The organism is Streptomyces sp. Root1304, assembly GCF_001426405.1.
In the GTDB taxonomy this organism is placed as follows: Bacteria; Actinomycetota; Actinomycetes; order Streptomycetales; family Streptomycetaceae; genus Streptomyces.
On the sequence record NZ_LMEP01000012.1, the window covers coordinates 995222 to 1009786 of the forward strand.

Here is a 14565-nt window from a genome sequence, read left to right on the forward strand (position 1 = left end):
TTCGGACCGTCCCAATCGGCATCCGTCGGAGCGGCGCGACCAACCGCGCAGCGACGACACGTAACTCGAGGCGAGAGGCCTTCGACGTGGCAGCACCGCAGAACTACCTCGCAGTCATCAAGGTCATCGGTGTCGGCGGCGGTGGTGTCAATGCCATCAACCGAATGATCGAGGTCGGTCTCAAGGGCGTCGAGTTCATCGCCATCAACACCGACGCGCAAGCGCTGTTGATGAGCGACGCCGACGTCAAGCTCGACGTCGGCCGTGAACTCACCCGCGGACTCGGAGCCGGGGCGAACCCGGCCGTCGGTCGCAAGGCGGCAGAGGACCACCGTGAGGAGATCGAGGAGGTCCTCAAGGGGGCCGACATGGTCTTCGTCACCGCAGGCGAAGGCGGCGGCACCGGCACCGGCGGCGCACCCGTCGTCGCCAACATCGCGCGCTCGCTCGGCGCCCTGACGATCGGTGTGGTCACCCGGCCGTTCACCTTCGAGGGACGCCGTCGCGCCAACCAGGCGGAGGACGGCATCGCCGAACTCCGCGAAGAGGTCGACACCCTCATCGTCATCCCGAACGACCGACTGCTGTCGATCTCGGACCGTCAGGTCTCCGTGCTCGACGCCTTCAAGTCGGCCGACCAGGTGCTGCTGAGCGGCGTCCAGGGCATCACCGACCTCATCACCACCCCGGGTCTGATCAACCTCGACTTCGCCGACGTCAAGTCGGTCATGTCCGAGGCCGGTTCGGCCCTCATGGGCATCGGCTCCGCCCGCGGCGACGACCGCGCCGTGGCCGCCGCGGAGATGGCGATCTCCTCGCCCCTCCTGGAGGCGTCCATCGACGGCGCCCGTGGCGTGCTGCTCTCCATCTCCGGCGGCAGCGACCTCGGTCTCTTCGAGATCAACGAGGCCGCGCAGCTGGTCAGCGAGGCGGCCCACCCCGAGGCCAACATCATCTTCGGCGCCGTCATCGACGACGCCCTCGGCGACGAGGTCCGGGTCACGGTCATCGCGGCGGGCTTCGACGGCGGCCAGCCGCCGGCCCGCCGGGACAACATCATCGGTTCGGTCTCCGCCAAGCGCGAGGAGCCGGCCCCGGCGCCCCGCCACGTCGAGACCTCCCGCCCGCTGGGCGGCCTCGGCACCGTCGCCCCGCGCGAGGAGCCGGTCCAGGTCCCGGTCGAGCCGGCCCCGGCCGTCAACGAGACCCCGCTGTCGCCCGCGCCCCCGGTCGTCCCGCCGGCCCGTCCGTACGCGGACTCCCAGGCCGAGGAGCTGGACGTCCCGGACTTCCTGAAGTGATAGGACAGCGCTTCGACGCGAACGGCGCGCACTTCGCCTTCACCGACCGGTGGGGCGGAGTGAGCGCCGTTCCGTACGAGGAGCTCAACCTCGGCGGCGCGGTGGGCGACGCCCCCGAGGCCGTGCGCGCCAACCGCTCGCTCGCCGCCGGGGCCCTCGGCCTCGACCCGGCGCGGGTGGTCTGGATGAACCAGGTGCACGGCGCGGACGTCGCCCGGGTCGACGGGCCGTGGGACGGCGCGGAGATCCCCGCGGTGGACGCGCTCGTCACCACCCGGCGCGGCCTCGGCCTCGCCGTCCTCACCGCGGACTGCGTCCCGGTCCTCCTCGCGGACCCCGTCGCCGGGGTCGCGGCCGCCGCCCACGCCGGGCGGCCCGGGATGGTGGCGGGAGTCGTTCCCGCCACCGTCGAGGCGATGATCGGACTCGGCGCCGACCCCGCCCGTATCGTCGCCCGCACCGGCCCCGCCGTCTGCGGGCACTGCTACGAGGTGCCGGAGGCCATGCGGGCCGAGGTCGCGGAGACCGAACCCGCCGCCCGGGCCGAGACGAGCTGGGGCACCCCGGCCGTCGACGTCGTCGCCGGTGTGCACGCCCAGCTCGAACGGCTCGGCGTCACCGACCGGCAGGCCAGTGCGGTCTGCACCCGGGAATCCGCTGACCACTACTCGTACCGCCGCGACCGCACCACGGGGCGACTCGCGGGATATGTCTGGTTGGACGATGTGTCCGCCCCGGGGACGACCCCCGGATCGCCGGCAGGAAAGAACAGATGACGGACCGCACGTCGGAACTCGCCGAGAACCTGGCCCGGGTGGAGGCGCGCATCGCCGCCGCCTGCACCGCCGCCGGGCGCCCGCGGGAAGAGGTGACGCTCGTCGTGGTCACCAAGACCTACCCCGCCAGCGACGTCAGAATCCTCCACGGCCTCGGTGTTCGGCATGTCGCCGAGAACCGGGACCAGGACGCCGCACCCAAGGCGGCGGCCTGTGCCGACCTTGACCTGACCTGGCACTTCGTCGGCCAGTTGCAGACCAACAAGGTCAGATCCGTGGTGGGTTATGCCGATGTGGTGCAGTCCGTCGACCGTTTGAAGCTCGTTTCCTCGCTCTCCGCCGCCGCGGAGAAGGAGGGCCGCGAGCTCGGCTGCCTCCTCCAGGTCGCGCTCGACGCCGAGTCCGGCGAGCGGGGCGCCCGCGGCGGTGTCGCGCCGGACGGGATCGAGGAGTTGGCGGCCGCCGTGGACGCCGCCCCCGGACTGCGGCTCGGCGGTCTGATGACCGTCGCCCCGCTCGCCGGCCCCTACGCCGGACGGCAACGGGCGGCCTTCGACCGGCTGATGGATTTGTCGACTGTCCTGCGCGCGACCCGCCCGGCTGCCACCATGGTGTCGGCAGGGATGAGTGCGGACCTCGAGGAGGCCGTGGCGGCCGGGGCGACACACGTACGCGTCGGTACGGCGGTACTCGGAGTCCGCCCGAAGCTCGGGTAACGTCGCGAAGCAAGTCGGACCACAGCAGAAAATATGGTCATTCCGCAGAACGGCGGGACGACCCGTGGATCGCGGGCACTCGGTGACGCTGCGGCAAGGCCACTAGGGCGATCCACCACAGAGCGGAGGAATCGGAGAATGGCCGGCGCGATGCGCAAGATGGCGGTCTACCTCGGCCTCGTGGAGGACGATGGGTACGACGGCCGGGGCTTCGACCCCGACGACGACTTCGAACCCGAGCTGGAGCCGGAGCCCGAGCGCGACCGGCGCCACACCCCCCCGCGTCAGGTGGAGCGCGAGGAGCCGGTGCGAGTGGTGCAGCCTCCGGCCCCCCGGGAGCCGATCGCCCATTCCGTCCCGGTACTCGCCGAAAGTGGACGTCCGGCCCGAATTGCCCCCGTGGCATCCATCACACCCGAACGTCCGAGCCTGGAGAAGAACGCACCGGTGATCATGCCCAAGGTCGTGTCCGAGCGGGAGCCCTACCGCATCACCACGCTGCACCCGCGGACCTACAACGAGGCCCGTACCATCGGGGAACACTTCCGTGAGGGCACTCCGGTGATCATGAATCTCACGGAGATGGACGACACGGACGCGAAGCGACTTGTCGACTTTGCCGCCGGACTCGTCTTCGGGCTCCATGGCAGCATTGAGCGCGTGACGCAGAAGGTGTTCCTGTTGTCGCCTGCTAACGTCGATGTCACGGCGGAGGACAAGGCCCGGATCGCAGAGGGCGGATTCTTCAACCAGAGCTGAGAACACGAGAACCGGACGGACCGGTCGCGACGCGGCCGGGCAAGTGAGAGCACGAAAGCCAGGGGAGAGGGAAACGCGGGATGGGCGTCGCACTACAGGTGGTCTACATCGTGCTGATGTGCTTCCTCGTCCTCCTGATCGTCCGGCTTGTCATGGACTACGTCTTCCAGTTCGCCCGTTCATGGCAACCCGGTAAGGCGATGGTGGTCGTCCTTGAGGCCACCTACACTGTCACCGATCCACCGCTCAAGCTTCTGCGGCGACTCATCCCGCCGCTGCGTCTCGGGGGCGTGGCACTCGACCTGTCCTTCTTCGTTCTGATGATCATCGTCTACATCCTGATCTCCATCGTGAGCAGCTTCGCGAGGTGAATGTGGACGATACGGTCTTGCCGACTGCCGACGACTACGTAGAGGTGAAGAAGAGATGCCGCTGACCCCCGAGGACGTGCGGAACAAGCAGTTCACGACCGTCCGCCTTCGAGAAGGCTATGACGAGGACGAGGTCGATGCCTTCCTCGACGAGGTCGAGGCCGAGCTGACCCGCCTGCTCCGCGAGAACGAGGACCTGCGCGCCAAGCTGGCCGCCGCGACGCGTGCCGCCGCGCAGAACCAGCAGCAGCAGGGCATGCGCAAGCCCCCGGAGCCGCAGGACCGTCCCGTCGGACCCGGCGCGCCGGTGCCCGCCGCCATATCCGGACCGCCGGTCCAGCAGCAGCCGCCGCAGATGGGCCCGCCGCAGCTGCCGTCGGGTGCCCCCGCGCTTCCCCCCGGCCCGATGCAGGGCGGCCCCATGCAGGGCGGTCCCATGGGTCCCGGCCCGATGCAGGGCGGCCCCATGCAGGGCGGACCGATGGGTCCCGGCCCGATGCAGGGCGGCCCCATGGGTCACCCGCAGCAGCAGCAGATGCAGCCGCAGATGCAGCAGCAGCCGCAGCAGGGCCCCGGTGGCGACAGCGCCGCGCGTGTCCTCTCGCTGGCCCAGCAGACCGCCGACCAGGCGATCGCCGAGGCCCGTTCCGAGGCCAACAAGATCGTCGGCGAGGCGCGCTCCCGTGCCGAGGGCCTGGAGCGGGACGCCCGCGCCAAGGCCGACGCGCTGGAGCGGGACGCGCAGGAGAAGCACCGCGTGGCGATGGGCTCCCTGGAGTCCGCGCGCGCCACGCTGGAGCGCAAGGTCGAGGACCTGCGCGGCTTCGAGCGCGAGTACCGCACGCGTCTGAAGTCGTACCTGGAGTCGCAGCTGCGTCAGCTGGAGACCCAGGCCGACGACTCGCTGGCCCCGCCGCGCACCCCGGCGGCGGCCTCCCTGCCGCCGGCCCCGTCGATGGCCTCGGCGGGCGCGAGCGCGCCGTCCTACGGCGGCAACGGCTCGATGGGCGGTGGGCCGTCCATGGGCGGCGCCCCCTCCTACGGCGGTCAGCAGCAGATGTCTCCGGCGATGACCCAGCCGATGGCTCCGGTCCGTCCGCAGGCACCGCAGCCGATGCAGCAGGCGCCGGCGCCGATGCGCGGCTTCCTCATCGACGAGGACGACAACTGACGGCGCGCGGTCGCGCGATGAGCGCGTAGCCGTCGGCAGGCTGCAAGGGCCGGGCCCCGGGTGAAGACCCCGGGGCCCGGCCCTTTGCCGTGGGCGGGGACGGTCTGCGGGCAGCCCCCGGCGACGTTGGGGGGCGCCTGCGGCGGGCCTTCCCCCACCCCGCCCCTTCCCGGAACCGGGGCTCCGCCCCGGACCCCATGACACGGCGGCTCCGCGCCGCGAGGCAGGGCGCGGGCCGAGCCCCGCGTGGGTCCCGGGGCTTCGCGCCGCCGGGCGGGGCGGGGTGGGGGAACAGAAAGGCCCGGCCCCCAACAGGGGCCGGGCCTTGTGCTGTTGGTCAGGCCTTGCGGAGGCGGAACGTCAGGTTCAGGGACTCGTCCGTGAACGGGTCGCCGTACGTCGTGTCCGCTTCGCCCTCGGCGTGGTCCGTGGCCAGGACCTCGTCCGCGATCAGGGCCGCATGGGCCGTGAGGGCCTCCGTGGTCTCGGGGGAGGCGGAGGACCAGCGCAGGGCGATGCGGTCCGCCACGTCCAGGCCGCTGTTCTTGCGGGCCTCCTGGATGAGCCGGATCGCGTCACGGGCCAGGCCCGCCTTCCGCAGCTCCGGAGTGATCTCCAGGTCCAGCGCGACCGTCGCACCCGCGTCGGAGGCCACCGACCAGCCCTCACGGGGGGTTTCCGTGATGATGATCTCCTCGGGGGTGACGGTGATCTCCTCGCCGTTCACGGTGAGGGGCGCCTCCCCGTCGCGCAGCGCCAGCGACAGCGCCGCCGCGTCCGCCGCGGCCACCGCCTTCGCCACGTCCTGCACGCCCTTGCCGAAACGCTTGCCCAGCGCACGGAAGTTGGCCTTCGCCGTGGTGTCGACGAGCGAGCCGCCGACCTCCGAGAGCGAGGCCAGGGAGCTGACGTTCAGCTCCTCCGTGATCTGGGCCCGGAGCTCCGGCGACAGGGCCGCGAAGCCCGTCGCCGCCACCAGCGCCCGGGACAGCGGCTGACGGGTCTTCACGCCCGACTCCGCCCGCGTCGCCCGGCCCAGCTCCACCAGGCGGCGGACCAGGAGCATCTGCTCGGAGAGGGTGCCGTCGATCAGCGCGGCGTCCGCCTCCGGCCACGTCGCCAGGTGCACCGACTCCGGGGCGTCCGGCGTCACCGGCACCACCAGGTCCTGCCAGACCCGCTCCGTGATGAACGGGGTCAGCGGCGCCATCAGGCGGGTGACCGTCTCGGTCACGTCGTGCAGGGTGCGCAGAGCCGCCGCGTCGCCCTGCCAGAAGCGGCGGCGCGAGCGGCGCACGTACCAGTTGGAGAGGTCGTCGACGAACGCCGAGATCAGCTTGCCGGTGCGCTGGGTGTCGTACGACTCCATCGCCTCGGTCGTCTCGGCGACCAGCGTGTTCAGCTCGGACAGCAGCCACTGGTCGAGCACCGTGCGGTCGGCCGGCGCCGGGTCCGCGGCCGAGGGCGCCCAGCCGGAGGTACGGGCGTACAGCGCCTGGAAGGCCACCGTGTTCCAGTACGTCAGGAGCGTCTTGCGGACGACCTCCTGGATCGTCCCGTGGCCCACCCGGCGCGCCGCCCACGGCGAGCCGCCCGCCGCCATGAACCAGCGCACGGCGTCCGCGCCGTGCTGGTCCATCAGCGGGATCGGCTGGAGGATGTTCCCCAGGTGCTTGGACATCTTGCGGCCGTCCTCGGCGAGGATGTGGCCCAGGCAGACCACGTTCTCGTAGGACGACTTGTCGAAGACGAGCGTGCCGACGGCCATCAGCGTGTAGAACCAGCCGCGCGTCTGGTCGATGGCCTCGGAGATGAACTGCGCGGGGTACCGCGACTCGAAGAGTTCCTTGTTCTCGTACGGGTAGCCGTACTGCGCGAACGGCATCGAACCCGAGTCGTACCAGGCGTCGATGACCTCGGGCACGCGCGTCGCGGTCTTCCCGCAGCCCTCGGCCGGGCACCCGAACGTGACCGCGTCGATGTACGGGCGGTGCGGGTCCAGGCCCGACTGGTCCGTGCCGGTCAGCTCGGTCAGCTCCGCGCGCGAGCCCACGCACGTCAGGTGGTCGTCCTCGCAGCGCCAGATCGGCAGCGGGGTGCCCCAGTAGCGGTTCCGGGAGAGCGCCCAGTCGACGTTGTTCGTCAGCCAGTCACCGAAGCGGCCGTGCTTGACCGAGTCCGGGAACCAGTTCGTCCGCTCGTTCTCCGCCAGCATGCGGTCCTTGACCGCGGTCGTACGGATGTACCAGGACGGCTGCGCGTAGTACAGCAGCGCCGTGTGGCAGCGCCAGCAGTGCGGGTAGCTGTGCTCGTACGGGATGTGCCGGAAGAGCAGCCCGCGGGCGTCCAGGTCCGCGGTGAGCGCCTCGTCGGCCTTCTTGAAGAAGACGCCGCCGACCAGCGGCACGTCCTCCTCGAAGGTGCCGTCGGGGCGGACCGGGTTCACGACCGGCAGGCCGTACGCCTTGCAGACCTTGAGGTCGTCCTCACCGAAGGCGGGGGACTGGTGGACCAGACCCGTACCGTCCTCGGTCGTGACGTACTCGGCGTTGACCACGTAGTGGGCCGGCTCGGGGAACTCGACCAGCTCGAAGGGGCGCTGGTAGGTCCAGCGCTCCATCTCCGCGCCCGTGAAGGACTCGCCCGTGGTGACCCAGCCCTCGCCGAGCGCCTTCTCGAGCAGCGGCTGGGCGACGACGACGCGCTCGTCGCCGTCGGTGGCGACCACGTAGGTGACCTCGGGGTGGGCGGCGACGGCCGTGTTGGACACCAGGGTCCAGGGGGTCGTCGTCCAGACCAGGAGCGCCGCCTTGCCGGCCAGCGGCCCGGAGGTCAGCGGGAAGCGGACGTACACGGAGGGGTCGACGACCGTCTCGTAGCCCTGGGCCAGCTCGTGGTCGGAGAGGCCGGTGCCGCAGCGCGGGCACCAGGGGGCGACGCGGTGGTCCTGGACGAGCAGGTCCTTGTCGAAGATCTGCTTCAGCGACCACCAGACCGACTCGATGTACGAGGGGTCCATCGTCCGGTACGCGTCGTCCAGGTCGACCCAGTAGCCCATGCGGGTCGTGAGCTCGGCGAACGCGTCGGTGTGCCGGGTCACCGACTCACGGCACTTGGCGTTGAACTCGGCGATGCCGTACGCCTCGATGTCCTTCTTGCCGGCGAAGCCCAGCTCCTTCTCGACGGCGAGCTCGACCGGCAGGCCGTGGCAGTCCCAGCCGGCCTTGCGGGCCACGTGGTAGCCGCGCATGGTCCGGAAGCGGGGGAACACGTCCTTGAAGACGCGGGCCTCGATGTGGTGCGCGCCCGGCATGCCGTTGGCGGTGGGCGGGCCCTCGTAGAACACCCACTCGGGGCGCCCCTCGGACTGCTCCAGGCTCTTGGCGAAGATCTTGTTCTCCTGCCAGAGATCGAGCACGGCGTGCTCCATCGCGGACAGGTCGACCTGGGCGGGCACCTGGCGGTACTGCGGCGGTGTCATCGAGTTCCTCCGGCGGACTGTCGTCGTTCCGTCGGAGGGACGAGAGCGCTGCTCCCGCGGTACCACCCTCCTTGGCCCGGGGCGCACCCGCCCTGAGCCCCCTCATTGGGGTCGCGACGCCGGGTCTAGTCACCGCGCTGTCCTGCGGCTTTCTTCCGACGGCTCCGGGGTGATGCTTCACATCGGGCTCGCCCCCGGGCTCTCACCGTCCCCGGGTCGCTCATGGCTGCGTACGACGCTACTCGTCCCCATCCAAGCCTTTCGCTCAGCCCAGTGTACGGGGCCGGTGGCGGGGCGGCCGACCGGATTTTCCGTGACCCGAATGGCCATACGGGGCGGTCCGGACTTGGGATGCGTCCATGTGGGGGAGGGGCGGGCCGGATTACCCGGCGGGGAGCTGGGCACAACGGAGGCAGGCCCGCCCCGAGGGGTGCGGGGGGCGGGTGGGAACGGCGGCGAGTCCCGTTGCCGCGGGCCTTGGGCCGATTTATCGTCCCAGCACGATTCGCGAGCAAGATCACAAAATGTGAAGGGGCCGCGACATGGTGGCGAAGAAGACCGCCGCGAAGAGGACCCCGGCCGCCGGTTCCACCGGCACGGCCGAGGTCGCCGAGGGCGTGGCCGGGAAGCGTACGACGGTCGCGGAGCCGCCGACGGACGCGGAGAAGAGACCCGCCGCGAAGAAGGCCGCCGGAAAGGAACCGGCCGCGAAGAAGGCGCCCGCCAAGAAGGCCGCCGGCAGGAAGGCCGCCGCGAAGAAGACGGCCGCCGGCGCGGCGGACGCGGACGGGACGGCCCCCGGGGCCGCCGACGGCGAGGCGCCGGCCGGGAAGACCGTGGCCAGGAAGGCGGCCGCCAGGAAGGCGCCCGCCAAGAAGCAGACAGGAGCCAGGACGGTGGCAGCGAAGAAGACCGCGGGTGGCGTCACGACCGCCGAGGACGGGGCCGCCGTGCCCACGGCCCGTACCGGCGAGCTCGCGGTGCGGCCCGGCGAGGACCCGTGGACCCCCGCGGAGGTCACCGAGGCCCGCGACGAGCTCCAGTCCGAGGTGCTGAGGCTGCGCAGCGAGCTGGCCCACTCCCAGGAGGAGCTGACCGGCCTCATGCGGGACTCGGGCGACGGCGCGGGCGACGACCAGGCCGACACCGGCACCAAGAACATCACCCGGGAACACGAGCTGGCCCTCGCGGCCAACGCCCGGGAGATGCTGGAGCAGACCGAGCACGCGCTCGAACGGCTCGACGCGGGCACCTACGGCCTCTGCGAGGTGTGCGGGAAGCCGATCGGCAAGGCGCGGATGCAGGCCTTCCCCCGGGCCACGCTCTGCGTCGAGGACAAGCAGCGGCAGGAGCGGCGCGGCTGACGATCTCGGCTGCCGGTCTCGTACGCCTGTGCCGTACCCTCGGTGCACGGTCAGGCATCGAGGTCGAGGGACTCACTCACGTGGCAGAGGCGGAGCGCATCATCGGTACGCCGGATTCAGCTTCAGCAGGGGCCGACGACTCGGCCGCCTCCGAGGAGACGGTGGCCGCCGGCGGAAAGGGCGCGCCGGACGCGACGGCGAGGCCCGACGGGCCGGCGGAGTCCGACGCCCGGGCCACGTCCGCGGGGACGGCCGCCTTCGACGGGACGGCCGCTCCGGACGAGACGGCCGCCGCCGAGGAGCGGCCGAAGGGCCGGCGCCGGATCGTCACGCTCTTCGTGGTGGCCGTCCTGGCCTACCTGCTCGACCTGGGCAGCAAGATGCTGGTGGTCGCCAAGCTGGAGGGCCATGAGCCGATCCGGGTCGTCGGTGACCTGCTGCGCCTCGACGCCATCCGGAACCCCGGTGCCGCCTTCGGCATGGGCGAGGCCTTCACGATCATCTTCACCTGCATCGCCACCGCCGTGATCGTCGTGATCATCCGGCTGGCCCGCAAGCTCTACAGCCTGCCCTGGGCCATCGCCCTCGGCCTGCTGCTGGGCGGTGCGCTCGGCAACCTCACGGACCGGATCTTCCGCTCGCCGGGCGTCTTCGAGGGCGCGGTGGTCGACTTCATCGCCCCCGCGAACTTCGCGGTCTTCAACCTCGCCGACTCGGCGATCGTCTGCGGCGGCATCCTCATCGTGATCCTGTCGTTCCGGGGCCTGGACCCCGACGGCACGATCCACAAGGACTGATCACGAACCGTGCGGAAGACAGAGTGTCTTCCGCACAAGGCATACTCGACGGGTGAGTACGAGTCCCGAGATCCGCACGCTGCCCGTTCCCGATGGCCTGGAGGGCGAGCGCGTCGACGCCGCCATCGCCCGTATGTTCGGGTTCTCCCGTACGAAGGCGGCCGAGCTGGCCGCCGCAGGGAAGGTCCAGGTCGACGGCTCCGTCGTCGGCAAGTCCGAGCGGGTCAGCGGTGGTGCGTGGCTCGAGGTCGAGATGCCGGGCGCGGCCGCGCCCGTCCAGATCGTCGCCGAGCCCGTCGAGGGCATGGAGATCGTCCACGACGACGACGACATCGTCGTGATCATGAAGCCGATCGGCGTCGCCGCGCACCCCAGCCCCGGCTGGACCGGCACCACGGTCATCGGCGGCCTCGCCGCCGCCGGCTACCGCATCTCCACCTCCGGCGCCGCCGAGCGCCAGGGCATCGTGCACCGCCTCGACGTCGGCACCTCCGGCCTGATGGTGGTCGCCAAGTCCGAGTACGCGTACACCTCGCTCAAGCGCCAGTTCAAGGAGCGCACGGTCGACAAGCGCTACCACGCGCTGGTCCAGGGCCACCCGGACCCGATGAGCGGCACCATCGACGCCCCCATCGGCCGGCACCCGAACCACGACTACAAGTGGGCGGTCACCGCCGACGGCAAGGCCTCCGTCACGCACTACGACCTCATCGAGGCGTACCGCTCGGCCTCGCTGCTCGACATCAAGCTGGAGACGGGCCGCACCCACCAGATCCGGGTGCACATGTCCGCCCACCGCCACCCCTGCGTCGGCGACCTCACCTACGGCGCCGACCCGACGCTCGCCAAGCGCCTCGGCCTGACCCGGCAGTGGCTGCACGCCGTCCGGCTCGGCTTCGAGCACCCCGGCGACGGCTCCTGGGTCGAGTTCGCCAGCACCTACCCCGAGGACCTGCAGAAGGCCCTGGACCGGATCGCGTCGGAGAGCCGGTGAACAGCGCGTACGGCGTCCGTGAGGCCGTCGGCGCCGAGGACCGGGAGGCGTGCTTCGCGGTGCGCCACGAGGTCTTCGTCGTGGAGCAGGGCGTGCCGCCGGAACTGGAGTACGACCCGTACGACGAGACCGCCGTGCACGTCCTCGCGGTCCGCGAGGACGGGCTGCCGCTGGGCACAGGCCGGCTGCTGTTCGGGGCGGACGCGGTCGGGAAGACCGGCGCCGACGCCTCCGTGGGCTCGCTCGGCCGGCTCGCGGTCTCCGGGGCCGCCCGCGGTCTCGGGGTCGGCGCGGCGCTCGTGCGGGGCATCGAGGACGTGGCGCGCGAGCGCGGTCTGACCGCGGTCGACCTGCACGCGCAGACCCACGCGCTGGGCTTCTACGAGCGGCTCGGCTACGTGGCGTACGGCCCCGAGTTCCCGGACGCCGGCATGCCGCACCGGGCGATGCGTCGGTCCCTCCGGGCGTAGGGCCCGCCTTTCGGATCGTGCCGGGCTCGGTCCGGTAGCCGGGGCGGCCGGGCGCCGCCGCCGTCTTCCGGTGCCGACCGGGGGGCAGTCACGGTGAAAGCGGACATACGTGGCAGGGTGTGGCCGTGGATCAATTGGCCCTGTTGTTCTTGCTGCTGCTCGGCGCCCTGCTCACCGTGCCCCTCGGTGACCGGCTCGGACTGCCCGCACCCGTCCTGATGACCCTCGTCGGGATCGCGCTGGCCTTCCTGCCCTTCGTACCGAACGTCGAGATCCCGCCGGAGTTCATCCTCCCGCTGGTGCTGCCGCCGCTGCTCTACGCCTCCGTGCAGCGCACCTCGTGGCGCCAGTTCGCGGCCAACAGGCGGCCCATCTTCCTGCTGGCGGTCGCCCTCGTCTTCGTCACCACGGCCGCCGTCGGCGCCGTCGCGCACGCGATGGTGCCCGGCCTCCCGCTGGCCGCCGCCATCGCGCTGGGCGCCCTCGTCGCGCCGCCGGACCCGGTGGCGGCGACCGCCGTGGCCGGCTCGCTCGGGCTGCCCCGCCGGCTGGTGTCGATCCTGGAGGGCGAGGGCCTCTTCAACGACGTCACCGCGATCGTGCTCTACCACGTGGCCATCGCCGCCGTCGTCAGCGGTTCCTTCTCCTGGCCGGAGGCGCTCGGCGAGTTCGCGCTCTCCGCCGTGGTCGCCGTGATCGTCGGCCTGACGCTCGGCTGGCTCTCCAACAAGCTCATCGGGCTGCTCGGCGACGTCACCCTCCAGACCGGCCTGACGCTCCTGGTGCCCTTCGTGAGCTATGTGCTCGCCGAGGAGCTGCACGGCTCCGGCGTCCTCGCGGTCCTGCTCACCGCCCTCTTCCTGGCCGAGCACGCGGCCGACGCCGACGACGTCATGGGCCGGCTCGCCGGCCAGACGTTCTGGCAGATCGTCGACACCCTGGTCACCGGCATCGCCTTCGGGCTCATCGGCCTGGAACTGATCCATGTCTTCGGGGTGGCCGAGGGCCGTGGCTGGGAGATGCTCCGCTGGGGCGCCGCCGTGGTCGGGGTGGTCGTCGGGGTCCGGCTGCTGTGGCTGCTGCCCGCCACCTGGCTGGCGAAGCGGCTGCACACGCTCCGGGACGTCGACGAGGAGATCCCCACCAGCTGGCGGGAGACGATCGTCATGTGGTGGGCGGGGATGCGCGGGGTGGCCTCGGTGGCACTGGCGCTCGCCGTGCCGCTCACCACCCACGACGGCGAGCCCTTTCCCGGCCGTGACGAGATCGTCTTCATCGCCTTCTGCGTGATCATCACCACCCTGGTCTTCCAGGGGCTCACCCTGCCCTGGCTGGTCCGGCGGCTCGGCGTGCGGGCCGACGCGGACGTCGAGCGGGCCTTCGAGCGCGACCTCGCGATCCGGGCCGCGAAGGCGGCGAAGCGCAGGCTCAAGGAGATCGAGGAGGTCGAGGAGCTGCCGGAGGAGGTCCAGGAGCGGCTGCTGCGCGGGGCGTACGACATCGGGGCGCGGATCAGCCCCGACATGGTCGACGAGGAGCGGAAGGCCGCGTTCGTGGAGCGGACGGAGCGGTTCAAGGCGGTGCAGCGGATCCAGCGGGAGCTGATGTCGGCCGCCCGGCACGAGGTGCTGGCGGCGCGCAGCGAGCCGGGCGCCGACCCGGAGGTGGTCGACCGGGTGCTGCGGCAGCTGGACGTGCGCAGCATGCGGTGACGTCCCGGCCCGTCGGAGCCGGGTGGCAGGATGGGACGCATGGACATCATGCTCTTCCACTCGGCCTACGGGCTGACCCCCTCCGTCAAGGCGGCCGCCGAGCGCCTCAGGGCCGCCGGGCACCAGGTCTGGACGCCGGACCTCTACGACGGACGGACGGTCGGGACCGTCGAGGAGGGCGTGGTGCTCCGGGACGAGATCGGCAAGGACGAGCTGCTGAAGCGGGCGGTCCTGGCCGCCGCGCCCTACTCCGAGCGGGGCCTGGTCTACATGGGCCTCTCCCTCGGGGCCTCGGTCGCGCAGACCCTGGCGCTCGGGGACGAGAAGGCGCGCGGGCTGCTGCTGTTCCACGGCACCTCGGACCTCGCGGAGTCCGCGTCGGTGGACGAGCTGCCGGTGCAGCTGCACGTGGCCGATCCGGACCCCTTCGAGACGGACGACTGGCTGTCCTCCTGGTACCTCCAGATGCGGAAGGCCGGGGCGGACGTGGAGATGTACCGCTACCGGGGCGCCGGGCACGTGTACACGGACCCGGAGCTGCCCGACTGGGACGAGGAGGCGGCGGAGCGGACCTGGTCGGTGGCGCTGTCCTTCCTCGACAGCCTGTAGGACGCGCGCGCAAGGCCGTGGCCCCCGGGGGATTCCCCCGGGGG

13 protein-coding genes are annotated in these 14565 nt (G+C 71.7%); 12 read left to right on the forward strand and 1 reads right to left on the reverse strand.

Annotation, left to right across the window (positions count from 1 at the left end):
- Positions 1-86: 86 nt before the first annotated feature.
- The 6 genes from ftsZ (at position 87) to ASD33_RS17350 (ending at position 5094) form a co-directional block, all read left to right on the forward strand.
- Positions 87-1301, forward strand: a complete 1215-nt coding sequence (ftsZ, locus tag ASD33_RS17325) for a cell division protein FtsZ (protein WP_056560609.1) — start codon at positions 87-89, stop codon at positions 1299-1301.
- On the forward strand, positions 1298-2077 hold the full coding sequence (pgeF, locus tag ASD33_RS17330) for a peptidoglycan editing factor PgeF (RefSeq protein ID WP_056560613.1): 780 nt from the start codon (positions 1298-1300) through the stop codon (positions 2075-2077). The genes ftsZ and pgeF overlap by 4 nt, the downstream gene beginning before the upstream one ends.
- On the forward strand, positions 2074-2793 hold the full coding sequence (locus ASD33_RS17335; RefSeq protein WP_056560616.1) for a YggS family pyridoxal phosphate-dependent enzyme: 720 nt from the start codon (positions 2074-2076) through the stop codon (positions 2791-2793). The genes pgeF and ASD33_RS17335 overlap by 4 nt, the downstream gene beginning before the upstream one ends.
- A gap of 138 nt (positions 2794-2931) precedes the next feature.
- A complete protein-coding gene (gene sepF / locus ASD33_RS17340) occupies positions 2932-3552 on the forward strand; it encodes a cell division protein SepF (RefSeq protein WP_030693462.1) in 621 nt (206 codons plus the stop codon).
- 80 nt (positions 3553-3632) lie between these two features.
- Positions 3633-3923, forward strand: coding sequence for a YggT family protein (locus tag ASD33_RS17345; RefSeq protein ID WP_017238790.1), 291 nt, complete (start codon positions 3633-3635; stop codon positions 3921-3923).
- Positions 3924-3978: 55 nt separating this feature from the next.
- Positions 3979-5094, forward strand: coding sequence for a DivIVA domain-containing protein (locus tag ASD33_RS17350; protein ID WP_056560619.1), 1116 nt, complete (start codon positions 3979-3981; stop codon positions 5092-5094).
- A gap of 337 nt (positions 5095-5431) precedes the next feature.
- On the opposite strand, the gene ileS is transcribed toward ASD33_RS17350, so the two are convergent.
- On the reverse strand, positions 5432-8575 hold the full coding sequence (ileS, locus tag ASD33_RS17355; RefSeq protein ID WP_056560622.1) for an isoleucine--tRNA ligase: 3144 nt from the start codon (positions 8573-8575) through the stop codon (positions 5432-5434).
- Positions 8576-9117: 542 nt separating this feature from the next.
- On the opposite strand from ileS, the gene ASD33_RS17360 reads away from it, so the two are divergent.
- From ASD33_RS17360 to ASD33_RS17385, 6 genes are all read left to right on the forward strand, one after another.
- Positions 9118-9939 (forward strand): TraR/DksA C4-type zinc finger protein, encoded by an 822-nt coding sequence (locus tag ASD33_RS17360; RefSeq protein ID WP_056560625.1) that lies wholly within the window; start codon positions 9118-9120, stop codon positions 9937-9939.
- An 80-nt stretch (positions 9940-10019) separates the two neighbouring features.
- Complete coding sequence (gene lspA, locus ASD33_RS17365; protein ID WP_056560628.1) at positions 10020-10736, forward strand: signal peptidase II; 717 nt, start codon at positions 10020-10022, stop codon at positions 10734-10736.
- 52 nt (positions 10737-10788) lie between these two features.
- Positions 10789-11730: an RluA family pseudouridine synthase gene (locus ASD33_RS17370; RefSeq protein ID WP_056560631.1), complete on the forward strand. Its 942-nt coding sequence runs from the start codon at positions 10789-10791 to the stop codon at positions 11728-11730.
- Positions 11727-12200, forward strand: coding sequence for a GNAT family N-acetyltransferase (locus ASD33_RS17375; RefSeq protein ID WP_056560634.1), 474 nt, complete (start codon positions 11727-11729; stop codon positions 12198-12200). Before ASD33_RS17370 ends, ASD33_RS17375 begins: the two co-directional genes overlap by 4 nt.
- Before the next feature lie 125 nt (positions 12201-12325).
- Complete coding sequence (locus tag ASD33_RS17380) at positions 12326-13912, forward strand: Na+/H+ antiporter (protein ID WP_056561556.1); 1587 nt, start codon at positions 12326-12328, stop codon at positions 13910-13912.
- A 39-nt stretch (positions 13913-13951) separates the two neighbouring features.
- Positions 13952-14521 carry a dienelactone hydrolase family protein gene (locus ASD33_RS17385; RefSeq protein WP_056560637.1) on the forward strand — a complete coding sequence of 190 codons (570 nt, stop codon included), beginning with the start codon at positions 13952-13954 and terminating at the stop codon, positions 14519-14521.
- Positions 14522-14565: the final 44 nt, after the last annotated feature.

Bases quoted from the DNA above. Each gene is read 5' to 3' on its own strand.
- ASD33_RS17335 (WP_056560616.1), top strand. From the start codon at position 2,074: ATGACGGACCGCACGTCGGAACTCGCCGAGAACCTGGCCCGGGTGGAG.
- sepF (WP_030693462.1), top strand. From the start codon at position 2,932: ATGGCCGGCGCGATGCGCAAGATGGCGGTCTACCTCGGCCTCGTGGAG.
- ASD33_RS17345 (WP_017238790.1), top strand. From the start codon at position 3,633: ATGGGCGTCGCACTACAGGTGGTCTACATCGTGCTGATGTGCTTCCTC.
- ASD33_RS17360 (WP_056560625.1), top strand. From the start codon at position 9,118: ATGGTGGCGAAGAAGACCGCCGCGAAGAGGACCCCGGCCGCCGGTTCC.
- ileS (WP_056560622.1), bottom strand. From the start codon at position 8,575: ATGACACCGCCGCAGTACCGCCAGGTGCCCGCCCAGGTCGACCTGTCC.
- ASD33_RS17350 (WP_056560619.1), top strand. From the start codon at position 3,979: ATGCCGCTGACCCCCGAGGACGTGCGGAACAAGCAGTTCACGACCGTC.
- ASD33_RS17385 (WP_056560637.1), top strand. From the start codon at position 13,952: ATGGACATCATGCTCTTCCACTCGGCCTACGGGCTGACCCCCTCCGTC.